20 protein-coding genes, 3 tRNA genes and 1 pseudogene are annotated in these 24,051 nt (G+C 62.3%); 15 read left to right on the top strand and 9 right to left on the bottom strand.

What is annotated here, in order from left to right; genetic code table 11:
- Window positions 1-33 precede the first annotated feature (33 nt).
- Together glnL and glnA are read right to left on the bottom strand one after the other, a co-directional pair.
- Window positions 34-1,164: a nitrogen regulation protein NR(II) gene (glnL, locus tag BGP02_RS02375; RefSeq protein WP_157211433.1), complete on the bottom strand. Its 1,131-nt coding sequence runs from the start codon at window positions 1,162-1,164 to the stop codon at window positions 34-36.
- Window positions 1,165-1,405: 241 nt separating this feature from the next.
- Window positions 1,406-2,821 (bottom strand): type I glutamate--ammonia ligase, encoded by a 1,416-nt coding sequence (gene glnA, locus BGP02_RS02380; RefSeq protein ID WP_017233517.1) that lies wholly within the window; start codon window positions 2,819-2,821, stop codon window positions 1,406-1,408.
- A 463-nt stretch (window positions 2,822-3,284) separates the two neighbouring features.
- On the opposite strand from glnA, the gene BGP02_RS02385 reads away from it, so the two are divergent.
- The 9 genes from BGP02_RS02385 to BGP02_RS02425 all read left to right on the top strand — a co-directional run bounded on the left by BGP02_RS02385 (window position 3,285) and on the right by BGP02_RS02425 (window position 6,903).
- Window positions 3,285-3,752 (top strand): rhodanese-like domain-containing protein, encoded by a 468-nt coding sequence (locus BGP02_RS02385; protein WP_150563608.1) that lies wholly within the window; start codon window positions 3,285-3,287, stop codon window positions 3,750-3,752.
- Window positions 3,753-3,859: 107 nt separating this feature from the next.
- Window positions 3,860-4,477, top strand: coding sequence for a LysE family translocator (locus BGP02_RS02390; RefSeq protein ID WP_017233514.1), 618 nt, complete (start codon window positions 3,860-3,862; stop codon window positions 4,475-4,477).
- Between the two features lie 250 nt (window positions 4,478-4,727).
- Entirely contained in the window at window positions 4,728-5,060 is a 333-nt protein-coding gene (locus BGP02_RS02395) for a DUF4148 domain-containing protein (protein WP_017233513.1), read from the top strand.
- 435 nt (window positions 5,061-5,495) lie between these two features.
- Entirely contained in the window at window positions 5,496-5,735 is a 240-nt protein-coding gene (locus BGP02_RS02400) for a hypothetical protein (RefSeq protein WP_017233512.1), read from the top strand.
- Between the two features lie 183 nt (window positions 5,736-5,918).
- Entirely contained in the window at window positions 5,919-6,104 is a 186-nt protein-coding gene (locus BGP02_RS02405) for a hypothetical protein (protein ID WP_017233511.1), read from the top strand.
- Between the two features lie 71 nt (window positions 6,105-6,175).
- A tRNA-Lys gene (locus tag BGP02_RS02410) sits at window positions 6,176-6,251 on the top strand.
- A 57-nt stretch (window positions 6,252-6,308) separates the two neighbouring features.
- Window positions 6,309-6,384: transfer RNA gene (locus BGP02_RS02415), tRNA-Lys, on the top strand.
- A gap of 55 nt (window positions 6,385-6,439) precedes the next feature.
- A tRNA-Lys gene (locus BGP02_RS02420) sits at window positions 6,440-6,515 on the top strand.
- 199 nt (window positions 6,516-6,714) lie between these two features.
- On the top strand, window positions 6,715-6,903 hold the full coding sequence (locus tag BGP02_RS02425; RefSeq protein ID WP_150564494.1) for a glycine zipper 2TM domain-containing protein: 189 nt from the start codon (window positions 6,715-6,717) through the stop codon (window positions 6,901-6,903).
- A gap of 27 nt (window positions 6,904-6,930) precedes the next feature.
- On the opposite strand, the gene BGP02_RS02430 is transcribed toward BGP02_RS02425, so the two are convergent.
- Entirely contained in the window at window positions 6,931-7,293 is a 363-nt protein-coding gene (locus BGP02_RS02430) for a hypothetical protein (RefSeq protein WP_150564495.1), read from the bottom strand.
- 359 nt (window positions 7,294-7,652) lie between these two features.
- Between BGP02_RS02430 and BGP02_RS02435 the strand changes: the two genes are divergently transcribed.
- From BGP02_RS02435 to fusA, 4 genes are all read left to right on the top strand, one after another.
- On the top strand, window positions 7,653-7,922 hold the full coding sequence (locus BGP02_RS02435; protein WP_026131863.1) for a MoaD/ThiS family protein: 270 nt from the start codon (window positions 7,653-7,655) through the stop codon (window positions 7,920-7,922).
- Between the two features lie 72 nt (window positions 7,923-7,994).
- Window positions 7,995-9,128 (top strand): beta propeller repeat protein, encoded by a 1,134-nt coding sequence (locus BGP02_RS02440; RefSeq protein ID WP_286797580.1) that lies wholly within the window; start codon window positions 7,995-7,997, stop codon window positions 9,126-9,128.
- Between the two features lie 314 nt (window positions 9,129-9,442).
- The gene (locus tag BGP02_RS02445) at window positions 9,443-11,089 is read left to right on the top strand and encodes a methyl-accepting chemotaxis protein (protein WP_286797582.1); all 1,647 of its coding nucleotides are present in this window, start codon (window positions 9,443-9,445) and stop codon (window positions 11,087-11,089) included.
- Window positions 11,090-11,308: 219 nt separating this feature from the next.
- Window positions 11,309-13,405 carry an elongation factor G gene (fusA, locus tag BGP02_RS02450; RefSeq protein ID WP_017232355.1) on the top strand — a complete coding sequence of 699 codons (2,097 nt, stop codon included), beginning with the start codon at window positions 11,309-11,311 and terminating at the stop codon, window positions 13,403-13,405.
- 151 nt (window positions 13,406-13,556) lie between these two features.
- On the opposite strand, the gene fghA is transcribed toward fusA, so the two are convergent.
- From fghA to BGP02_RS02465, 3 genes are all read right to left on the bottom strand, one after another.
- Entirely contained in the window at window positions 13,557-14,411 is an 855-nt protein-coding gene (gene fghA / locus BGP02_RS02455; protein WP_286797584.1) for an S-formylglutathione hydrolase, read from the bottom strand.
- 471 nt (window positions 14,412-14,882) lie between these two features.
- A complete protein-coding gene (locus BGP02_RS02460; RefSeq protein WP_039829903.1) occupies window positions 14,883-16,355 on the bottom strand; it encodes an aminotransferase-like domain-containing protein in 1,473 nt (490 codons plus the stop codon).
- Window positions 16,356-16,420: 65 nt separating this feature from the next.
- Complete coding sequence (locus tag BGP02_RS02465) at window positions 16,421-17,977, bottom strand: EAL domain-containing protein (RefSeq protein WP_261938724.1); 1,557 nt, start codon at window positions 17,975-17,977, stop codon at window positions 16,421-16,423.
- A gap of 248 nt (window positions 17,978-18,225) precedes the next feature.
- Between BGP02_RS02465 and BGP02_RS02470 the strand changes: the two genes are divergently transcribed.
- The gene (locus tag BGP02_RS02470) at window positions 18,226-19,677 is read left to right on the top strand and encodes an aminotransferase-like domain-containing protein (RefSeq protein WP_017232351.1); all 1,452 of its coding nucleotides are present in this window, start codon (window positions 18,226-18,228) and stop codon (window positions 19,675-19,677) included.
- Window positions 19,678-19,691: 14 nt separating this feature from the next.
- Here the strand turns inward: BGP02_RS02470 and BGP02_RS02475 are convergent, their stop codons facing one another.
- The 3 genes and pseudogenes from BGP02_RS02475 to BGP02_RS02485 form a co-directional block, all read right to left on the bottom strand.
- A complete protein-coding gene (locus BGP02_RS02475) occupies window positions 19,692-21,335 on the bottom strand; it encodes a diguanylate cyclase domain-containing protein (RefSeq protein WP_261938726.1) in 1,644 nt (547 codons plus the stop codon).
- Window positions 21,241-22,227, bottom strand: coding sequence for an EAL domain-containing protein (locus tag BGP02_RS02480; RefSeq protein WP_286797589.1), 987 nt, complete (start codon window positions 22,225-22,227; stop codon window positions 21,241-21,243). Before BGP02_RS02480 ends, BGP02_RS02475 begins: the two co-directional genes overlap by 95 nt.
- Before the next feature lie 138 nt (window positions 22,228-22,365).
- Window positions 22,366-22,734 (bottom strand): annotated as a pseudogene (locus tag BGP02_RS02485) (alpha/beta hydrolase-fold protein); the annotation flags it as partial.
- 154 nt (window positions 22,735-22,888) lie between these two features.
- On the opposite strand from BGP02_RS02485, the gene BGP02_RS02490 reads away from it, so the two are divergent.
- Window positions 22,889-23,596, top strand: a complete 708-nt coding sequence (locus BGP02_RS02490) for a succinate dehydrogenase iron-sulfur subunit (protein WP_268567870.1) — start codon at window positions 22,889-22,891, stop codon at window positions 23,594-23,596.
- The last annotated feature ends 455 nt before the right edge of the window (window positions 23,597-24,051 follow it).

Here is a 24,051-nt window from a genome sequence, read left to right on the forward strand (position 1 = left end):
GCAGGTGCTACGGCCGACGGCGTGAGGGCCGCTTCAGCCCAGGGGCAGCAGGATTCGGAAATCCGTCCGTCCGGGCCGGCTTTCGCATTCGATCAAACCCTCGTGGCGCTGCACGAACGACTGCGCCAGTGTGAGTCCCAGACCGCTCCCCCCTTCGCGCCCGGAGACGAGCGGATAGAAAATGCGGTCACGAATGTCGGCGGGAATGCCTGGCCCGTTGTCGATCACATGCAATTCCAATGCCAGCTTGTGCAAACGTTTGGCAATCGTGATCTTTCGCGCCACTCGCGTGCGCAGGACGATGCGCGCATCGCCGCGTGCAATCTGCCCGCGCAGCGCTTCGGCACCATTGCGCACGATGTTGAGCAGGGCTTGAATGAGTTGTTCCTTGTCGCCACGAAAGTCGGGCAGGCTCACATCGTAGTCGCGCTCGATCGACAGCCCCTGCGGAAACTCGGCGAGCACCACCGACCGCACGCGCTCGCACACCTCATGGATGTTGACGTCGGTGGCAATGAACGGATGACGGTGCGGCTCGAGCAGGCGGTCGACCAGCGTCTGAAGTCTGTCGGACTCCTTGATGATGACCTGCGTGTACTCGCGCAGCTCACGCTGATCCAGCTCGAATTCCAGCAACTGCGCCGCGCCGCGAATCCCGCCCAGCGGGTTCTTGATTTCGTGCGCCAGGTTGCGGATAAGCTGTTTGTTCATCAGCGCCTGATCGATGATGCGCTCTTCACGCTCGTTCTTGATCTTCTGTTCGTTCTCGATCAGCTCGACGATCACGAAATCGGGGGCGGCCTCGGGGGCGGCAACAATCGCATGCGTGTGCAGAGGCTCCTGCGCGGTGCGCTCGAGCACCAAATCGAGGCGCGTCGTCTGAAAGCGGTTGGCGATGAGATCGGCCATCGTCGACGCGAGCACCTCGCCGTTCGTGAAGACGTCGTTCCACGTCATTTGCGACAGCGAACGGCGCGAAAGCGCGAGCAGCGCCTCGGCGGCCGGGTTGGCAAACACGACACGCAGTGATTGCTTCTCAAGCACCAGCAAGACGGTCGGCAACGCTTCGAGACCGGGCAACACGCCCGTCGCCGCGAGCCTGGCTTCCCACGGATCGACGCCCGGCGGCAACGCAGTCGTATGGCCGGCGGCGTCGGGGGTCATCTCGGCGGCATGGGGATCTTCCGCGGCAGCGGCGTGCTCGGCGCGCTTCGTCTGCCCTTTCCCACCGGCACGGACACTGTTCATTAAGGATCGAGGCGAGAGGTTCATGGCTGGCTACGTGGCGAATGCGCGCTGCGGATAAAAAAGGGGGACGGCCGCGGCCATCCCCCTTGCCTGTCGAGCATGACGGTCGGCCGCTGGCGTTCCGTCATGCCGGCGCATTCCCTGCGCAGCGATTCAATTACAGCGAGTAGTACAGTTCGAACTCGAGCGGGTGCGTGGTCATGGCGATACGACGCGCTTCGTCCGTCTTCAACGCGATGTACGAATCGAGCATGCCATCCGTGAACACGCCACCACGGGTCAGGAACTCGCGGTCTTCGTTCAGGTATTCCAGCGCCTGTTCGAGGCTCGAGCACACGGTCGGGATCTTTGCGTCTTCTTCCGGCGGCAGGTCGTACAGGTTCTTGTCGGCAGCTTCGCCCGGGTGGATCTTGTTCTGCACGCCATCCAGACCCGCCATCAGCATGGCCGAGAAGGCCAGGTACGGGTTGGCCATCGGATCCGGGAAGCGCGCTTCGATGCGGCGACCCTTCGGGTTGGCAACGTACGGAATGCGGATCGAGGCCGAACGGTTACGGGCCGAGTAGGCCAGCTTCACCGGTGCTTCGAAGTGCGGCACCAGACGCTTGTACGAGTTGGTCGACGGGTTCGTGATCGCGTTCAGGGCACGTGCGTGCTTGATAATGCCGCCGATGTAATACAGCGCGAACTCCGACAGACCACCGTAGCCGTTACCGGCGAACAGGTTCTGACCATCCTTCCAGACCGACTGGTGGATGTGCATGCCCGAGCCGTTGTCGCCCACGATCGGCTTCGGCATGAACGTTGCCGTCTTGCCGTAGCTGTGTGCCACGTTGTGCACCACGTACTTCAGAATCTGCGTCCAGTCGGCGCGCTCGACCAGCGTCGAGAACTTCGTGCCGATTTCGTTCTGGCCCTGACCCGCCACTTCGTGGTGGTGCACTTCGACCGGCACGCCCAGTTGCTCGAGCAACAGGCACATTTCCGAGCGCATGTCCTGGAACGAATCGACCGGTGCGACCGGGAAGTAACCGCCCTTCACGCCCGGACGGTGGCCGGTGTTGCCGCCTTCGAAGTCCTTCGCCGACGACCACGGGGCTTCTTCAGAATTCACGCGGACGAACGAGCCGGACATGTCCGTGCTCCACTGCACCGAGTCGAAAATGAAGAATTCCGGCTCCGGACCGAAGAAGGCGGTGTCGCCCAGGCCCGTGCTCTTCAGGTAGGCTTCAGCGCGCTTGGCGATGGAACGCGGATCGCGGTCGTAGCCCTTGCCATCGGCCGGCTCGATCACGTCGCAGGTCAGCACCAGCGTGTTTTCTTCGTAGAACGGGTCGATATAGGCAGTGTTCGCGTCCGGCACGAGCAGCATGTCCGAGGCTTCGATGCCCTTCCAGCCAGCAATCGACGAACCGTCGAAAGCGTGGCCGCTCTCGAACTTGTCAGCGTCGAAGTGCGACACCGGCACCGAGACGTGTTGTTCCTTGCCGCGCGTATCGGTAAAGCGGAAGTCGACGAACTTGACGTCTTCTTCCTTAACCAGATTCATCACATCTGCCACAGATTTGCTCATGCTATCTCCCGAAAGATTCAATCTGGCGCTGCTGGCGCTTATCGCCCGCGTCGCCGTACCGTCTTAACGAACTCCGTGTTCGGATTCGCCAGTGATAAGCAGGAAGCGTGCCAACAACCCATCACCCTGCCCTCCCTGACCCTCGCCCTCTGATTTCTAAGCGAATATTCCATTCTGGTGCGTCCAGCCTGGAATCCCCGCTCACGGGCCACAATTCCCCGATTCGGTGCAACGCGCACCGAAACATCACTGCATTGGTGCATTTTGCGATTATGCACTTTTTTGGTGCCCGCCACCGATCGGCGCGAACCGAAATTGTGCGTCGGCCTGCACCGCCATCACGCGCGGCCAAACACTGGCTGCGCGCCGGCCAATCCCGATGCCACGCAACACGTAACGCGCCTCGCGCACGAAGGGCACGCTAGAATAAAGCACAATCATCGTTCAACGAGATCACAGCCCCATGACAAGCGCCAAAGCCATTCTCGAGCAAGCCTCCCAACGCCGCGCGAGCGCTCAGCTCGCCTACGCAGGCGCCGTGACGCCGGACGAAGCCCTGGCACTGCTTGGCGCCGATGCCAACGTTCGCCTGATCGACGTGCGCACGCGCGCTGAACTCGACTGGGTCGGCCGCCCGCAGGTACCCGATGGTCAATACGCCAACGTCGAATGGGTTCGATACCCAGGAGGCGTGCCCAACGAACACTTCCTCGAGCAACTCGCTTCCCAGACGCCGGACAAGACCACGCCGCTGTTGTTCCTGTGTCGCAGCGCCGCCCGCTCGAAGGCCGCGGCCAAGGTCGCCTATGAAGCCGGTTACACGCAGTCGTTCGACATTCTCGAAGGCTTCGAGGGCGACAAGGACAAGGCCGGCCATCGAAAGACGGTGAGCGGCTGGTGCTTTCGTGGACTGCCTTGGCTCGGCGCCTGAGTGGGCATTTCTGTGTGCAAATGAGCGCACAGGAGCCCCCGTCGAGGCGCGCGCGTCGGCACGTTTCCAGACAACGCTGAACGTCTCAATCGCGAGGAAACACTGAGATGGAGTGGACCCCTTTACTTACGTTCGCCCTCGCCCTGTTCGTCGGCGCCGGCACGCCCGGGCCGGGCATCGCGGCCATTGTGGCACGCGTGCTCGGACGCGGTACGCAGGGCGCCATCGCGTTCACAACAGGCGTGGCGATCGGCGATGTCGTGTGGCTAACGCTTGCCGTGCTGGGCGTCGCCGCACTGGCCCATACCTTCGCGGGCGTGTTTCTCGCGATCAAATACGCCGGCGCCGCCTACTTGCTCTACCTGGCCTGGAAGATGTGGCACGCACCGGTCACCGCGCCCGCGGAACCGATGGCCGCCGCGCCGCGCGAGCAATCGTGGCGTCTGTTTCTCGGAGGACTGTCGGTCACGATGGGCAACCCGAAGGTCGTCGTGTTCTACTTCGCCCTGCTGCCCAATCTGCTCGATCTGCAACGGGTGACAGCGCTCGGCTACCTCGAAATCGTGGGCGTTACGCTGAGCGTTCTCGCGCTCGTGTTCGGCAGCTACATCGCGCTCGCTGCCCGCGCGCGCCGACTGCTCAGTTCGGCGCGCGCCGTGCGACGTCTGAATCGCGCGACCGGCACGGTGATGGCCGGCGCCGCCGTCGTCATCGCGACGCGCTGAACGCAACACCCGCAGCCATCGCCGCTACGTCGTGATCGCCACCTGCGGGTGGCGTTTTTTTTGGGCGCACGTCGCGCATTGTTGCGATTCCCGGAAGTATTTATTCCCTCAATTGCCATTTTTCCGTGATAGCCAGACGCCTAGACTGTCTTCAACGGTCGCACACAACGCATACCGAAGCCTACGAAAGCGAACGCCGGTACCGATGCATTGCGCGCCCCCGCAACTGAGAAAGACAGGAGTCAACGTCATGAATCGCAAGCACATCGCCTCAGCCCTGATGTCGGTCTTGATGGTCACCGCCGCCGGAGCCGCCTTCGCACAGGCGGGTCGGAGCAGCGATGCCTATCCCGAGGGTTCACAATTCGCGTGGGTGTCGCAAACCTCGCAGGTCTCGCGCGAGCAGGTTCGCCAGGAATTGGTCGATGCCCGCGCGCAGGGCCTGATTCCGCAGAACGATTACGAGTATCCCGTGCTCGCCACGATGCAGCCCAATCAAGCGCCGGGCAAGACGCGCGCCCAGGTGTATGACGATCTCGTGCGCGCACGCCAGAACGGCGAAATGAAGTACTCGAATCCGTAAGCCTTGAGCCCTCGCTGAGCATCGCGGCACGCCGCAGCGCTCAATCGACAGCGTCGGTCGCCGCTCTCAGCCTCCCTCCGAGCCGCGCCGCACGCGCCGTCCCTCGTCGTGCTGCCGTACCCCGGCAGCACGACGTGACGCACACAGGCAGGACGGCATCGCCAGCCTGTGTTGCGTCACCTCGTATTGTCCCGCCGACAGGCACGCGCCTGAGCCTGACCGGGCAACCGGCACGCCCGCTCGTCCAGAACACTTCCCCTCTGGTTGGGCGGGCACCGACGGTTTCCCCACGGGCGCCTCTCCTGTCGCCATGCGCTCCCGCGAGCGCATGGGACCTTCGCCCGCGCCCAGCCCAAGGCGCGGGCTTTTTTCTTGAGTCGCGCAAGCTGCGTGCTACCATGCAGCCGTTTCATTTTGCATAGACAGGATCATCCGGTGAGTCAGATCGAATTCGATATCGAGTGGACCGAACGCGCAGCGAAGAAGGCCGAAAAACTCGTCCCCAAGGGCACCCCTCTCGCGCTGCCGCCGATCGAATGCATGCCAGCCGAAGGCGACGTGCTGTTCCTCGGCCAAGGCGACAAGAAGCAACCGTTTATCGTGGTGGAGCGTCAGTACCACCACGAGGGCGACGACGCATGGACGATCGTGCTGATTCTCGATCTGCCCGAATAACGTTGAGGATCGTTTGCTGCGCCTGGATCGAGTGAATCGAACGTTTCGGACAGATCGCATCGCAACAACGCGCGGCGCGGCCACTGGGGAAATCCCGGTTGCCGCGCCGCTTTGCTTGGACGGGGCCGTTTTCTATACTTGAAACATGATTTGACTCGCGCAATAGCGGCAGGGAGACCGGCGATGATCGTGCCCCACCTTTCCAACGCGGAACTCATGAGCATGTTTGCGATCGCCGCATTCGGCGCGATCGCTGTCGGCGCCATGCCCTGCAAAGGCGCCGTTCGAATGTGCTGGCGCTCGCTACTCGTTGTCGTCGGCGCGGTGCTTGCCGTGCTGGCGTTCGAGCTGGTACCCCTCCTGACATAAGTCGTTTTTGCGGATTTTCACCATTAAGGGTTGACCCCTTACGGAAGAGCCGATATTATCTCGGTCTCGTTGGGGCGTTAGCTCAGTTGGTAGAGCAGCGGACTCTTAATCCGTAGGTCGAGTGTTCGAGTCACTCACGCCCCACCAAACGAATTCTGAAAAAGGCTGCTTCGCCGTGCAGCCTTTTTTATTCCCGGTAGCATCGGGGCGTTAGCTCAGTTGGTAGAGCAGCGGACTCTTAATCCGTAGGTCGAGTGTTCGAGTCACTCACGCCCCACCAAAGTACGACAGCGAAGGCTGCGCCGCGTGCAGCCTTTTTTGTTCCCGGCAGCACCGGGGCGTTAGCTCAGTTGGTAGAGCAGCGGACTCTTAATCCGTAGGTCGAGTGTTCGAGTCACTCACGCCCCACCAGATGCATGACGAAGGCCGCACGCTGTGCGGCCTTCGTCGTTTCTGCCCGCCCATGCTCCGCATCCTGCCAGTCATCCCCTGTCGTCCGATTCCTACAGTCGATTCAGCCGCGACCGATAGTCTGCGAAACGCGTGCCATCTAAGCTGGATTCACGTCGTTGCGGGTCGCACGGCCACCTCATGCTTCAGGAGACGCATCATGAATACGACGAAGTCGATTCTCGTTGTCATCACGGCACTCGCGATGGGCTCGTCCCTCGTCGGCTGCACGCTGGGCGGCGCCGCCGCGGGCGGGGTCATCGGGCACGAAGCCACCGGCGGCAGCACCGCCGGCACCATCGGCGGCGCGGTCGTCGGCGGGGTCATCGGCCACGAGTTGGGCAAGTAACGTTGCCGCTCGGCCCGGCGCACGCCGTCATCGCCCCACGGCATAGAGTGGGGAGTTGGCGGCGTAGCCGTACATGATCAGCACCGCGCCCACCAAGGCATCTGCCGCCGCCCGGGCCTCCGCCACATTCGCATAGCGCTTGGCCTGCGCCGTGCAGGTCGCGTAATGACGCGCGCCATGCTTTAACGCGCCGTCGTGCCGACCGATAAACGCCGCCTGACGGCCGCTCCATACGAAGTAGCCTTCACACCTCGCCATCTCCGGCGGCCGCCTGACCGTCAAGTCCTCCTTCTGCGATGCCTCGCCCGCCTTGTGCAAGCGCCACTGACGCTTGATCGCCGCATCGGACCAGCGTCCCATGCCAATGTCTTTTCCTCGGTTCTTTGCCATTGCTCCCTCCTGGAGTTTGCCTGCGGCACTGCGCTCGCGGGCACTCCGATAATGGTGAACAATAACGCGGTGAAGTGGGATGGGGAGTGTCCGATATGCGATGCCACACCCTACGACGACGCCCCACGAGACTCGATACTCGCTGCTCGTCATGCAAAGGAAACCAAACCGCGCCCTCTCGCCTCATGATTGGCCGCAAGGGACGATGAGCCCGCTATCTTCCGGCAAACATAGCGCGGCGAACGCACAACAGTGCTGCACTGCACACCATGCAAGCGATCCGCATTGTCTACACTGAAGGTCTCGTTCTCTTCGGAAGATGGATCCGTTGGCCGCAACGGCATCCGCGAAACCAGGACATGGCGACCGTCACCTTCGCACCCGCAATTCAGCGCCACGTCTGCGTTGACGATCAATGCATCGATGGACCGACCGTCCATGCCGTGCTCGCGCAATGCGTGACGCTCACGCCCGAGTTGCGCGGCTACCTGTTCAACGATCAGGGACGATTGCGTGCGCACGTCGCGGTCTTTGTCGATGGCCGGCTGATCCGCGACCGACACACGCTGGGCGACACACTGAACGACGCCAGCCGCGTGTATGTCGCCCAGGCGCTCTCGGGCGGATAAGGGAGCACGGCGGGAGCGGCGGATGAATGCGCGAGCATCGAACAAGACTCGCGCGAGCCAAGGAGGCAGATCGTGAAACACGTCACCGGAGCCACGTTGCTGGTTGCCACCCGCAAGGGATTGTTCACATGGCAGCGTGAGGACGCCGTCTGGCGCCTGAAGTCGAGCGCGCCCGACTTTCCCGGCGAGCCCGTGAGCATGGTGCTGCGCGACCCGCGCGACGGCACCGATTACGCCGCGCTCAATCTGGGTCACTTCGGCGTGAAGCTCTGGTGCCGCGAACGCGACGCGAGCGAGTGGACCGAACTCTCACCGCCGGCCTTCGCCCCAGAAATAGAGCAGTCCGAAGCATCGGCGAACGATGCGCAGGCGTTGTCGGCACCGTCGGCACCATCGGTCTCCCTGCTCTGGTCGCTTGAAGCCGCGGGGCCCGACGCCCCCGGCGTTCTGTGGGCAGGCACGATTCCCGGTGGCCTCTTCCGCTCCCACGACCGAGGCCGCACCTGGACACTGGTGCAAAGCTTGTGGGATCGCCCCGAGCGCGCCGAATGGATGGGGGGCGGCTACGATCACCCCGGCATTCATTCGATCTGTATCGATCCGCGCGACAGCCGACAGGTGAGCGTCGCCATCTCGACCGGCGGCGTCTGGCGCACACGTGACGACGGACACACCTGGGCTTTGGCGGCCAGCGGCATGGAAGCCGATTACATGCCGCCCGAACGACGCCTCGATCCGAATGCGCAGGACGTCCACCGTCTCGTGCAATGCCGCGACGCCCCCAACGCCCTGTGGGCACAGCATCACAACGGCATCTTCCGCAGCCTCGACTACGGCGCCTCGTGGCGGCGGATTCAAGCGTCACCGTCGAGTTTTGGTTTTGCTGTCGCCGTCGATCCGCACGACCCCGATGTCGCGTGGTTCGTACCCGCCCAGCGCGATGCCTGTCGCATGCCGGTCGACGCCCGTCTCGTCGTCATTCGCACGCGCGATGGCGGCGAGTCGTTTACATCGCTCTCGCACGGACTGCCGGAGGTGCCGTCCTACGATCTGATCTATCGCCACGGCCTGGATATCGACGCCACCGGCCACTCGCTCGCCATGGGCTCGACCACCGGCGCGCTGTGGGTCAGCGACAACGCAGGCGAGCAGTGGCAATGCCTGTCCACGCACTTGCCCCCTATCTACGCCGTGCGCTTCGTGTAGCGGGCGTCTTGTCGTTCGACATGCCGAGCGTCTCGTCGGTACGCCCTCGCCCGTTTTGCTGAAGGAAACCTTCAGTTAGCGCGTTTCGCGTCGTAGATAGAGATAGGCGAACTGGCTTCATTGATCCCCCCCGTCACGCGTTGCTTGGCGTGTCGCGCGCGCCGATGTCGGTGCGTGTGACAAGGTCGCGTCGTGCTTCCTGCTGAACGTCGGCACGCACCGCGCAGCGATCGGCAACCCGGCCTCGCAACGCAAGTGGGCCACAACGTCACCCTTGTCGTCCAGGCATCCCATCCCTAAACGGAGTCACCCGAATGCGAATCGCCGACCTGAAAATCCGAACCCGACTGGCCATCGGTTTCGGCACGTTGCTAGCCCTGTTGTTGACCATGCTTGTCATCACCCTGATGCGCTTCGTCGCCATCGAGCGCGATAACGAAGAACTGCTCACCAGCGCGTGGGCCAAGGCCGATGCGGCACACAGCATCGATGCCATGGTGCGTGGCAACGGCCGCCGCATGCTGGAGATCTTCACGATCACCGACGCCGCGCAACGCAACACCATCAACCAGCGTATCGACGCCAATCTCAGCCGGATCGCCGAGGCGCAGGCCGTGCTCGACAAATACGTGGTGTCGGCGCAAGGCAAACAATTGATGACCTCGATCCGGCAACACAACGACGCGTTTGTGACGGCACGTCGTGCGATGCTCGCCGCATTGACCTCGGGCGAGCGAGACTTGGCGCTGGACCTCACCCATCGCGACGCCCTCCCCGCGCTCGACGCCATGCAGGCCGAAGCCGCCGAACTGGTCACGCTCCAGAAAAAGATCGTCGACGACACCGGCGCCACAACGCGCGCCGGCATCGTCTTCGCCAAATGGCTGCTCATCGCCATCGGTGCAGCGGCAACCCTCCTGGGCATCGGCGCCGCCTGGTCGGTCACGCGCAGCATCACGCGTCCGCTCGCGCGCGCCGTGGCCGTGGCCGAGCGCGTGGCACAGGGCGATCTCACGAGCCGCATCGATGTGACCAGCCGCGACGAGACGGGCCAATTGATGGGCGCGCTCAAACACATGAATGAAAGTCTGGAACACATTGTGCGACGCGTACGACACGGCACAACCGCCATCGCCTCGGCATCGGGGCAATTGCTTGCCGGCAACACCGATCTGTCGTCCCGCACCGAAGAGCAGGCCGCATCCCTGGAAGAGACCGCCTCGTCGATGGAAGAGTTGACGGCCACCGTGCGCCAGAACGCCGATAACGCGCGGCAAGCCAGCCAATTGGCCGCGAACGCGTCGGAAATCGCCGGTGAAGGCGGCCGGGTGGTCGAACGTGCGGTCGCCTCGATGCAGGGGATTGCGGCCAGCTCGACGAAGATCAACGACATCATTGGCGTGATCGACGGCATTGCCTTCCAGACCAATATCCTCGCCCTGAACGCCGCCGTCGAAGCGGCGCGTGCCGGCGAGCAGGGTCGCGGTTTCGCCGTCGTGGCGGGCGAAGTGCGCACGCTAGCCCAACGCAGCGCCGCCGCGGCCAAGGAGATCAAGACGCTCATCGAGACGTCCGTCGACAAGGTCGAAGACGGCTCGGCACAAGTGCGCGACGCCGGTCGCACGATGGCGGAAATCGTGCAGGCCGTGCAGCGCGTGACCGACATCATGGGCGAAATCTCGGCGGCATCGAGCGAGCAATCGGGCGGCATCGAGCAGGTCAACACCGCCGTCATGCAGATGGACCAGGTCACGCAGCAAAATGCCGCGCTCGTCGAGCAGGCCACGGCGGCCGCCGGGTCGTTGGAAGATCAGGCGCGCTATCTGCGCGACGCCGTCGCCGTGTTCCGGCTGACCGATGGCGACCTCGTCACGTCCATGCTCGACGCCCCCGCCCAGACGGCCGCCAACGGCCCGCGGGGCGACGTGCTGGCGTTCGCCCGGGCGCGCCATACCGCGTAATCGGCATCATCGGCATCATCGGCGCCTTCGCCGTTCCGGCCGTGCCGCTGGGGCGTGCCGGCGAGGCGCCGCGCCCGCCCGCAGGCGGTGCCGCCGGCCGGCGCAAACCCCCATGCCTGCTGGGCTTCCAGCCGATGTCACGCTCAGCGCGGCATGGAGACATTGGAGTATGATGGCTGCTGCTATGCTTTTTCCCACCGTCTGGAAAAGAGGTGTACCGTGGCCCGAAAGACCCCCATCGAGCGCTACCGAAACATCGGCATCAGTGCTCACATCGACGCTGGCAAGACAACGACGACCGAGCGCATCCTGTTCTACACAGGCGTCAACCACAAGCTGGGCGAAGTCCACGAAGGCGCTGCCACGATGGACTGGATGGAGCAGGAACAAGAGCGCGGCATCACGATCACGTCTGCCGCGACGACCTGCTTCTGGCGCGGCATGGCCGGCAACTATCCCGAACACCGCATCAACATCATCGACACGCCGGGCCACGTCGACTTCACGATTGAAGTCGAGCGCTCGATGCGCGTGCTCGACGGCGCCTGCATGGTCTACGATTCGGTCGGCGGTGTGCAACCGCAGTCCGAGACCGTCTGGCGGCAAGCCAACAAGTACAAGGTGCCGCGCATCGCGTTCGTCAACAAGATGGACCGCGTGGGTGCCGACTTCTTCCGCGTGCACAAGCAGATTCACGAGCGTCTGCGCGGCAATGCCGTGCCCATCCAGATTCCGATCGGCGCCGAGGACAATTTCCAGGGCGTGGTCGATCTCGTGAAGATGAAAGGCATCGTCTGGGATGAGGAATCGAAGGGCGTGAAGTTCGAATACGTCGACATTCCGGCCAATCTCAAGGACACGGCGCAGGAATGGCACGACAAGATGATCGAAGCCGCCGCCGAGGCCGATGAGGCGCTGCTCGAAAAGTATCTTGGCGGCGATACGCTGACCGAGGCCGAGATCCGGCAGGGGCTGCGCAAGCGTACCGTCGCGGGTGAAATCGTGCCGATGTTGTGCGGCACCGCGTTCAAGAACAAGGGCGTGCAGGCCATGCTCGACGCTGTGATCGATTACCTGCCGTCGCCCGTCGACGTGCCCGCCATCGCCGGTCACGACGAAGACGACAAGGAGATCGAACGCCACCCGTCGGACGACGAGCCCTTCTCCGCCCTCGCCTTCAAGATCATGACGGACCCGTTCGTCGGCCAGTTGATCTTCTTCCGCGTGTACTCGGGCGTGATCGACTCGGGCGCCACCGTCTTCAATCCGACCAAGGACAAGAAGGAACGCTTGGGGCGTATCTTGCAGATGCACGCCAATCAACGCATCGAGATCAAGGAAGTGCGGGCGGGAGATATCGCCGCGGCGGTCGGTCTGAAGGAAGCGACGACTGGCGACACGCTGTGCGATCCGAACGCCGTGATCATTCTGGAGAAGATGGAATTCCCCGAGCCCGTGATTTCGCAGGCGGTCGAGCCCAAGACCAAGGCAGACCAGGAGAAGATGGGCCTCGCCCTGAATCGGCTGGCGCAGGAAGACCCCTCGTTCCGCGTGAAGACCGACGAAGAATCGGGCCAGACGATCATCTCGGGCATGGGCGAGCTGCACCTCGAAATTCTGGTCGATCGCATGCGCCGCGAGTTCGGCGTGGAAGCGACCGTCGGCAAGCCGCAGGTCGCCTATCGCGAAACCGTGCGCAAGAAAATCGAAGACGTGCAGGGCAAGTTCGTCAAGCAGTCGGGCGGACGCGGCCAGTATGGCGACGTGGTCATCACGCTGGAGCCGGACAAGGAAAAGCCGTATGAATTCGTCGATGCGATCAAGGGCGGCGTGGTGCCACGCGAGTTTATCCCGGCCGTGGACAAGGGCATTCGCGAGACGCTGAACAACGGCGTGGTGGCCGGCTATCCGGTCGTCAACGTGAAGGTTACGCTCACGTTCGGGTCATACCATGACGTGGACTCGAACGAAAACGCGTTCCGCATGGCGGGCTCGATGGCGTTCAAGGAGGCGATGCGCCGCGCCGACCCGGTGCTGCTCGAGCCGATGATGGCGGTCGAAGTCGAGACGCCCGAAGAGTTCATGGGCAACGTGATGGGCGACCTGTCCGGTCGTCGCGGCATGTTGCAGGGTATGGATGACATCGTGGGCGGCGGCAAGATCGTACGCGCCGAGGTGCCGCTGTCAGAAATGTTCGGTTACTCGACCTCGTTGCGCTCGCTCACGCAAGGGCGCGCCACGTACACAATGGAATTCAAACACTACGCCGAAGCGCCGAGGAACGTGGCCGACGCGATTATTTCGACCAAGAAGTAATGCGTTATCGGATGTCGAGCGCGGCGGGTCAGGATTGACCGCCGCGCCCGATGTCGTTATCCGGCTGTCGCGCTCGCTAACGCGCTGACTGCCGCTCCGTCATAAGGCGTGATCGGCCCGAGAGAATCGGGCGTCGCGGGCACGGGCGCGGTCAGTAAGTGCGCAGATGCTCGGCGTGATGCGACAGATGATCCGCCATGAAGGTCTGAATGAAGTAGTAGCCGTGGTCGTAGCCGGGGTGGCGCCGCAGGTTCAGCGGCTGACCGGCATCCTGGCAGGCGCGCTCGAAGAGGTGCGGATGCAGTTGTGATTCGAGGAATTGATCGTTCAAGCCCTGATCGATCAGGATGCCGCCGGGAAACACCACCTGCCCGGCCTTCGCCAACAGTTCGCTGGCGTCATACTGACGCCATGTCTCGCGATCCGCGCCCAGATATCCCGCGAATGCCTTCTCGCCCCATGGGCAACGCGTTGGCGCCGCGATCGGCGCGAATGCCGACACCGAGCGGAATTTGTCAGGGTTGCGCAGTGCTAGCGTCAGGGCACCATGCCCGCCCATGGAGTGGCCGAAGATGCCGATCCGTCCCGCATCGATCGGCAGCGATTGCGTCACCACGCCGTAGAGTTCGTCGACGATATAGCTGTACATGCGATAGTGCGCCGACCAAGGTGCCTGTGTCGCATCGAGATAGAAGCCGGCGCCGACGCCGAAATCCCAGGCATCGGTCTCGCCCGGCACGCCAGCACCACGCGGGCTGGTGTCGGGCGCAATCAGCGCCACGCCGTGTTCTGCGGCGAGCCATTGCGCGCCGCCCTTGATCATGAACGTTTCTTCCGTGCAGGTAAGCCCCGCGAGATAGAACAGCGCCGGCACCGCCCGGCCGTCACGCGCCTGAGGCGGGATGAACACCGAGAAACGCATCGGCAGGCCGATGACAGTCGACGTGTGGCGATAGAAGCGTTGCGCACCACCGAAACAACGGTGTTCGGAAATGAGTTCGAGCATGACGAAATCCGGGAGGGTTCGGGAAGTCGGCCATGGCGCCGCGCCGCCGGGAGCGGGGCAACCATTGCGATGATGGCCGCTATCTTACCTCGCGAGGCGACAGGTGACATCGGCGAGGTGCGTGGGGTGCGCGATGTTCATTCTAGCGGGTTGCATGACGGTCGCAATGTCGCGCAGACGTTCGTTCAGGCGACCTGATGATACCGAAGCCAAAGTCCGTGTTAAGTTGCTGTGCCACCACGTTGCCAACGATTGTGGAACTGGGCTGAAGCTCAGGCGAAAATGCTGCCACCGTGGTACGTCGAATGTCGACGCTCCGGCCTGCTCCGGCCTGGCGACATCGATTGATCGGGCCAGCGAATTCGTCTCCAGCGGTAGAACAACTACTTCCACCGCCCCCGGGCCAATCACCGCCGCATGCAGGTGGCAGGTAGCTCCGGAGGCGCTTCGCTCCGCCGGCATCGCCATCGATCACGGCGCCTCGCCTGCCATTGCTTCCGCGCCTTCACGCCCCGCATGCCTGGCCGCCCGTTGCTCAGCCACGGCTCGCCTCGCCAGCGTGCCCAAAGTGTGTATCTCCTTTTCAACGTCCCGGGTCCACGGACGTCCATAGTTAATCCGGATGTGACGGCGAAATTCGCTATCGCATGAAAAAATTGCACCGGGTGCTATCGCGATTTCGTGCGCTTCGGCCATTTCGAACAACTGCACTGCCCCTACGCCTTCTGGAAGTTGCACCCAAAGGAAGAATCCGCCCGGCGGCCGGACCACCAGTGTCCCTTTGGGGAAGTACTTTACGACAGCGGCCACCATCCGTGTCTGAAGGGACGCCAGTTCGCGGCGCAGCTTACGCAGCAGCCGGTCGTAATCCCCATGTTCAAGGAGGCCCGCAATTGCGCATTGCACGGGCACAGACGCCGGGTCCATTGTCAGCCAACGCGCGTGCTCAATTCTCCTGGCGTAGCGCCCCGCGGCTACCCAACCGAGGTGCAGGCCCGGCGCAAGGCTCGTCGAGAACGACCCGCAGTGCAGCACGAGACCTTTGGCATCGAAGCGCTTCGCCGGATACGCCGGCGTCAAACCGAAATGCAGTTCGCGGAATACGTCGTCCTCGATCAGCGGCACGCCATATATGGCCAGTAGCCTCACAAGTGCCTGCTTCCGTTCATCGGAGAGCGTCGCGCCTGTTGGCTGATGCAGTGTCGTCATAAACCAGCAAGCCCGTACCGGACGCTGCCGCAACGCCTCCTCTAATACGCCGAGGTCGAGTCCATGGTGTGGATCGACAGGGATTTCCACGGCCTTAAGACGGAGGCGCTTAACCACATCTCGCACGGCGTGGAAAGCAGGCCGTTCAATTGCGATGGTGTCGCCAGGCCGAGTCAGAACCTGCAGACAAAGCATCGTTGCGTCGAGCGCGCCACTCGTCACAACAACCTCTTCGATTGGGACCGCAACACCTGTGACAACGTAGCGCAGGGCGATCTGGCGACGCAGATCCGCTTCTACCTCTCCCGCCGACAAGGCGTTCCGGGAACTCGCCATCCTCCGAATTGCTGCAGCCAAAGCGCGCGCAATCCGGCTAAACGGGAACAGCTTGGCACATGGCTCGGAAGAGCCAAGCCACGGATGCGCGCATCGACGTTGAGCCCTCATGAAGCGGATAGTCAGGCTGTCACCACCCGCGTCCTCAACACTGTGCTTCGAAACGAGGGTTAAGGCTTTCGTTGACGCGGGCCCGCTTGCGACGAAATAGCCCGAGCGAGGTCTTGCGACGATCAGGCCTCGTCGTTCGAGGGTGTAGTAAGCATGGAAAACGGTTGAAGGACTCACGCGATACGAACTGCTCGCCCGGCGCACCGACGGGAGTCGCACACCGGGTTCAAGCGTACCGTTCAGCATCAGACTTTCGAACTCCGCCGCCAATTGGAGATAGCGCTTCATTATTGTGTTATGCCAACCAAATGGAGCTATTCCGCTCTGCCCCGGTTGAGGGTGGAACGCGTCGTTCAGAAATTCCGACCCCGCCAACTGAGCGCGGTTGCGGCGCCAGCCGGCTTTTTGGACGCGGCGCTGGCGGTCTCGAAAAGTACCTTCAGCCGGCTGGCGCCGAGCGCACGGCTGTAGAAAAACCCTTGACCATACTCGACACGGTTCGCGCGTGCGACGTTGTGATGCGCCGAGTTCTCAATGCCTTCGACCACGACCACGGCGCCCATCTCATGGCCCATGCGCGTCAAAGTACCGATGTGTCGGGATCGCTCATCGGGATTCATTCCCAGCACGCGCCTGTCAATCTTTACCATCTCAAAGGTCATCGCTGCCGGCAGTTCAGGTTCAACGTCAGCAGGCCGCGCGACCGACAGGGCAAAACGCACGCCTATTTCACGCGCCCGCGCCATCATCGGGATGAGTCGGTTTTTGAACTTCCTCGCGCTGCCCGCCCCGATCTTTAGCATCAACGGGGGAAGACCGAGGGAACCAACGTCGCCAAGGTGCGCGAGGAACGCAGAACTTACCAAGTAAGACGCGGGCGCTGTAACGCCGAGGTAGAGCGATTTTGGAGCACCGATTTCCCGCAACTCCTGGGCGGCGCGCGACAGGACAAAACGTGTCACCGGTCCGATCAAACTACTCTTCTCGATGACGTCCATATAGTGAGCCGGGCCCAGCGCGCCGTACTTCTGGTTGTCCCAACGCAACAGGGCGTCGACGCCCACGCACCTGGCCCGCCTCACGCCAACGACCGGTTGGTACTCAAGGTGGAATTCGCCGCGACGTAGCCCTGCACGCGCAGCACGCAGGAGCGACTTGTCGTAGCGAAACCACCGCTTGAGGGCCCAGCCGACAACGACGACCAGCACCGCCACCAGGATCGGCCACAATACAAAGCCCGATAGGGTCCATGCTGAGGCGCGCTGTGTCGCTGCGCTTGCCGACGGCCGCGCCGGGGCGAGCGTGTCGGCCTCGATCCAAGGCGAGTTCGCCCGGGTTTCACAATCCGCACCCAATGAGCAGTCCGAGACCGGCATTGTCGGCGGTTCCGGCGATTGCTTCGCCAGGTCGGCCCGCGACGTGCTACCCACCAGCGCGTCAGAGGCTAGAAGGCCATTTCGTTCTGCCGCTGCCTGGCCGCTGATTTGCCACCGCACGTCGCTGAGCAGCGTCGCAAGGTTCGCCTCTGCATGGGCCCTTACAGCAGTAGTTCCAATGACAACTTCACGCGCATCCTTCAGCGAATCGCAGGTATTCGTTAGCACAGGCACCGGGCCGGCGACCGGGCCGACAAGGGCTGCGGGAACAACGGGCAACCGTACAATGGACGCGCAGGGTGCGCCAAAGCGAATCGGGGGCGCGGGTGGGTCGGCGAGCCTGTCCGTCAATGGTTGCCAGTCGTTATGTTCAAGCGTATGAATGCGACTAGAGCGGGTGTCGGCCGGATCTGCAAGAGCAAGTGTGGTGCCTGCGCAGATGACCAGGATGACTGTCAACCCTTGTTCCGAGGCACGACCGAGCGCGACGAACGCGCTGCGCCTGATTTTTGATACAGGGAACCCAAATGCCATTGGTCTATCACTAAAAGAATTCGGCTTGAAAAATCGTTATGGATCGGACCGCTTCGCGTCGGCGAAACTTCGAAGGCAGTGGAGCCTGTCTGGGCCGCACTTTGCCAGCGTGTGTGCGTCCGCAATAGAAGCAGATTGCGAAAGAATGGCCGTATCAGATTGAGAAGTGGCTATCTTCCGAGGTTAGGCGTGTGTGCTGGCGGGGCCGGTCCGATGCCCGAAATCGTGTTTTCCGTAAGGAGCACCCGTTGAAACGGTACGAGCGGTTAGCCGAACAAATCAGTGAGCTCATCAAGCGCGGTGATCTGCCACCCGGCGCGCGTATTCCTTCGGTTCGCTCGGCTTGCAAGGCATGGGACGTGAGCCCCGCGACGGTATTTCGCGCCTACTACCTGCTCGAAGACAGGGGCGTGATCAAGGCGCGCCCGCGCTCAGGCTATTTCGTGTCGCCGACTACCGGAGCATTACCGCGGCAAAGGCCCCGGACCTCGCCGGGTGCCGATCCGAAGACCGTCAATATCAGCGACCTTGTCTTTGAGGTACTCGAGACGATCAGGCAGCCCGAGACTGTCCCATTGGGTTCAGCGTTTCTGAGCCCTACGTTGCTTCCAATGGCACGTGTCGGAAAGTCATGCGCGACTGTCAATCGCTCAACGCACCTGGCCAGCATGGTTGACGGCCTGCCGCCGGGGTTTGAAGGATTGCGCCAGCAGATTTCGTTGCGTTACCTGATGTCGGGGATGACGGTGCCTGTCGATGAGATCGTCATTACGAGCGGTGCACTCGAAGCCCTGACGCTCAGCGCCCAGTTGCTGGCCGCGCCAGGCGATGTGATCGTGATCGAAAAGCCGACGTTTTACGCAGCGCTGCAGGCTATCGAGCGTTTGAGGCTGAACGTAGTGGAGATTCCCGTCGACCCGGTGAAGGGTCATGATCTGGATGCGCTAGCGCGGGCGCTGCAGCAGCATCCGGTTCGGGCCTGCTGGTTCATGACCTCGTTCCACAATCCGACCGGAGTGACGCTGGTCGATTCCAGAAAGCAGGCGCTGGTTGATCTGCTCGCCAAACACGACGTGCCGCTCATTGAGGATGACGTCTACCACGAACTGCATTTTGGCCCGGACCCGGTGCGTCCGGCCAAATTCTTTGACCGGAAAGGTCTTGTCATCCATTGTGGATCGTTTTCGAAGTGCCTTGCCCCCGGATATCGTATCGGCTGGGCGGCAGCCGGAAGGTTCGCGGGCAGGCTGGAACGTGCGAAATGGATGACCACGCTATCGGCCAGCATGCCGGCCCAGCGCGCAATCGCCGACTATCTGGAGCACGGCGGCTACGAACGATTTCTTAAAAAACTACGTCGCGAGTTGGCCCATCAGCAATCGCAGATGCTTGACGCGATCAGCCGGTACTTCCCGGCCGATACCCTAGCCACCAAGTCCGACGGCGGTTATTTCACCTGGGTAACGCTTCCGGACCACGTAGACTCGATACAGTTCTTCCAGGCTGCGCTCAGCAGTGGCATCAGCGTCGCGCCCGGACCTATCTTCTCAGCGGACGGCGCCTTCCGGCACCGTGTACGACTGAACTATGGATACCCATGGTCAGCGCGGCTCGAGAATGCGGTTGCGACACTAGGTGCCCTGTGCGCTGATGAATCGCGTTGCGGCGCCAGGCTTGCCGGTCCGGTTCGGCCGGCATGATACGGACGTCGATCTCAACCCGGCACGCCGGCCGGTGAATCGTGAATCTCATGCACGACAATACGCGCCTTGCCTGCGACTTTCGCACGATACATCGCGGCATCCGCCGCACGTAACAGGGCTTCGCCACTTAACGACGCTGCCTGGCCGCGCAGTAGCATGCCGATACTGGCTGATAACCTGACGACCTTCGCCCCAAACGTTATGGGCTGGCTCAGTGTCAGCAGGATCGCCCGTGCAATTCTCTCCAGTGCAGCGTGATCGATGGCAGGGCCGGCCAGCAGCACGGTGAACTCATCCCCGGCGTGCCGCGCAACCAGATCCCCGCCACGCACGCAGCGGCTTATCCGGCGCGCGGTTTCAACCAGGACTTCGTCGCCGCACTGATGCCCGTAGGTATCGTTGACAGCCTTGAAGCCGTCCAGGTCGATAAACATGATGGCCGCCACACCGTCGCTGCCTGCTGCGCACGCCTCATCGAGCCTCTCGAAGAACGAGCGTCTGTTCGGCAGGCCGGTCAGCGCGTCGTGGAATGCCTGGTGCCGCAGGCGATCGAGCAACGCCCTTCGCTCAGTCACATCCTGCACCAGCAGGCAGTACCCATCATCCGCCTGATCATGGACACGACGCGGCACCATCACACCACGCAGGACACGTTGGCTCCCGTTAAGCGTCGCTCCAACCTCGTACTCGACCCTTTCGCCGCTGAGCACGCGCTGGACGTACGGCTCGATGGCAGCAAAAAAATCAGCGTCGAGAACCTCGTGGGTGAGCCGTCCCACGATCTCCTCGGGGTCCAACCCCAGCCACTCGCGATAGGTTGAGTTGGCGAACCGATAACGTCGCTCACCGTCGACGTACGCGACCAGCGCCGGCAGATTGTCAGCGATAGCGCGCAAATCCACGCGCGTGGCTCCCAATTGTCGCTCGGCGCTCGTCAGTTGCTCATGCGCCTTGCGCAGACCTTCCGAGGCCTCATGGGCTCCCCGATGCAACGCAGCCTCCCGCGCATCGCGCGCGGCTTTTTCCTGTTGCTCCGCCTGGGTATCATGAATGACAAACAGCCAGCCGCCGTCGCGGGCCGACGTCGTCTGCCTCCGTGCCACCTGCACTCGCGCTGGCTTTCTTTGCTTGTTGCGCAACCTGAACGTTACGTCGAGTGTCAGGACCTCGCCCCCCCGGCTACGAATATCCAGGGACTGCACGGCCTGCTCAAACCTGGTCCGGTCGCTCGCATCCAGCAGATCGCGTATGTTCGTTTTCGTCAGCGGAGCGCGCGAGTGCGCGAAGAATTTCACGCAGGCATCATTCATGTGTCGCCACTCCCAGTCCCTTCCGATATGTGCGATAGCGACTGGAGTCCGATGGAACGTCTCGACGTAAAGCGTGTGCTGGGTCTGAAGCCGGTCGATCGCCCGAAGCACCTGCAAGCGATCAGCGCTGTCCAGCTTGCGCAGGCCAATTTCGTGCTCGAGCATTTGCCCCAGGTCTGCCAGCATCTGACGCTGTTGGCGCGTGAAACGCCGCGGCATCGAGTGCATCACACATAGCATACCGATGGGTTTACCGCACGGTAGACGCAGCGCAATGCCTGCGAAAAAACGGATTCCAAAGTGGTGGGTTGCCAGTGGCCCCTGCGCAAGCTCCGCATCGGACAATGTATCCCTGACGACAAACGGTTCCTCGCATTGGAGCGTCCGGCCATAGTAAGTCGCCACATGGAATACGACGTTCCGTTGCAGCGACCGACTTCAGAAACTGGATGCGCGCATCGCCACGCATGGCTAGAAAACGCCGGTCTACTTTCACGTAATCGAACCGGAAGTCCGCGAGCAAGTCAAAATTGGTGACGCCTGTACCGAAATCGTCGAGTGACAGGTGTACGGCGCGTTGCCTTAAGTGGCCAAGGGCCGTGACAACCCGCGGCGTACGCTCGACGCAACTGCGCTCGGTGAGTTCCAAAATGAGGCGCTCCAGCATCGGACCGGCGGACTCGCAGACATCCTCGACAAAGCCGTCCTTCATCAGATGCCGCGCGCAGACGTTGACCGATATATGCCAGTGCTGGGGGAACGGCGGCTGGCTCAGTGCGTTAGTCGCCTCGCGCAGCACGAAACGGGTCAACGCGCCGAGCAGCCGCGAGCCTTCGAGCTTCCCAATGAACTGCCCCGGCCCCGCGGCGCCGAACTTTGGATGGCCCCACCGGAGCAGCGCTTCCACGCCCACGCAATGTCGCATGCACATGTCCACAATGGGCTGATAAACGACATGGAACTCACCACGGCGAAGACCGATGCGCACCGCGCGCCGCAATCTCGCTTTTGGGTGAACGCAATAGCCAACGTACACAATCGCGTCGCAAGCAGATAGTGCGAAAAGCAGAACGACGGCGGCGTGAGCGGCGAACAGGCTGGCCGCGAGGAAGCCCGCCAGGCTCGACGCAACGACGACAGTCACCGCCGCGTTGGGATGCTCGTCGAATATATAGGTCGCAGCCAGCGTATTCGTGCTGTGTAGCGTTGCAAAAATCGCATGGCGTTCTTTTCGCACGGTTATCGTAGTTGCGAACTATGACCTGGCTGCGATCCCAAAACGAGTAGCAGTCACGTATCAAAACATGCGTATCAGATCCGATGTCGTACCCGGGCAAGCTGGCCGGCAACTCACCGGAGCAGGCTTGTCTGCTTACACGATGCCGCCCGGAAATCCCACCTGACCGGCCTTGGCCATCAGTTCGCTGGCGTCATACTGACGCCACGTCTCGCGATCCGCGCCCAGATATCCCGCGAACGCCTTCTCGCCCCACGGACAACGCGTTGGTGCGGCGATCGGCGCGAATGCCGACACCGGGCGGAATTCATCAGGTTTGCGCAGAGCGGGCGTCAGGGCACCATGCCGGCCCATCGAGTGGCCGAAGATGCCGATGCGTCCCGCGTCGATCGGCAACGATTGCGTCACCACGCCGTAGAGTTCGTCGACGATGTAGCTGTCGATGCGATAGTGCGACGATTGGCAATTTCGCGCATGTTGGCTTCGCCCGGGATTGATCCAAGTCATCACGCCTGGCTCGGTCTTTTATATCCTATTGAGATATATCCAAAGCGCGCATGGTATGTCGCGACGCGATGCGCTCATGCCGCTGCCAGGCCCATGCGCGCAGCAGTGCCGATGCATCAGCGATGCTGACGCAGAAAATGACGGGGGAGCCTCCATGACCGAGTTCAGAACATTCGACATCTTCCGCTACGATCCGGACGGCGATTCTGCGCCACGCATGCAGACGTTCACGATCGACATCGCGCCAACCGACCGGATGCTGCTCGATGTGTTGATGCGACTGAAGGCTCTTGACGAAACGTTGAGTTTCAGGCGCTCGTGCCGAGAGGGCGTATGCGGGTCGGACGCGATGAACATCAACGGCAAGAACGGTCTTGCCTGTACGACGAATCTTCACGATTTGCCACGTCATACGGTGTTGCGCCCGCTCCCCGGCTTGCCGGTCGTGCGCGACCTGATCGTGGACATGACGGCATTCTTCGAGCAATACCATTCGATCATGCCGTACCTGATCAACGATACGCCTCCCCCCGAACGCGAGCGCCTCCAGTCACCGGACGAACGCGATGCGCTCGACGGACTCTACGAATGCATCCTGTGCGCCTGTTGCTCGAGCGCCTGTCCGTCGTTCTGGTGGAATCCCGACAAATATGTTGGCCCCGCGGGGCTGCTGCAGGCCTACCGGTTCCTCGTTGATTCACGCGATGAAGGCACGAACGCACGGCTCGACAATCTCGAAGATCCGTATCGGCTATTTCGCTGCCGATCGATATTGAACTGCACCGACGTTTGCCCTAAGGGATTGAACCCAGCGAAGGCCATCGGCGAGATCAAATCCATGCTGGTGCGCCGGACCCTTTAAACCGAACGCCACGCGAACCCTCGGAAAACTGATCCACGCGCGACCGGCCAGCCGGCCCAAGCGTGAACGGTGCCAAGTCGGTGACGCTCATGCAATCCGACCCGCTTGAGGTCGTGCAGCCTTCGACTAGAAACACCCCCCGTCTCAAAAAATTTGTCACAATTTCTAAACTTTGCGCCGCACACGTCGCTATACGGTAAAGGACGTGGGAGACGTGCGGTGATCTGTTGCACCGCGATCGACGCGAGATGTTCCCCGCTGGGAGATTTGTCACATTTGCCGGTTATGATGCGTCGCGCCATGTAAGACGCGAATGGCGATCAGGCCGCGTCAGGCACACCGAGCCCCGTCCCGCCAGGCAGTCGCAGCAACGTAGTCCATCAGCAGTGCACAAAGCAGCATCGCGCCACCACCGCCGGCACGGTCCCCCTTCAAGGACTGGTCAGGACAAGGAC

The sequence above is a fragment of the Pandoraea sp. 64-18 genome, assembly GCF_001899225.1.
Classification (GTDB): Bacteria; Pseudomonadota; Gammaproteobacteria; order Burkholderiales; family Burkholderiaceae; genus Pandoraea; species Pandoraea cepalis.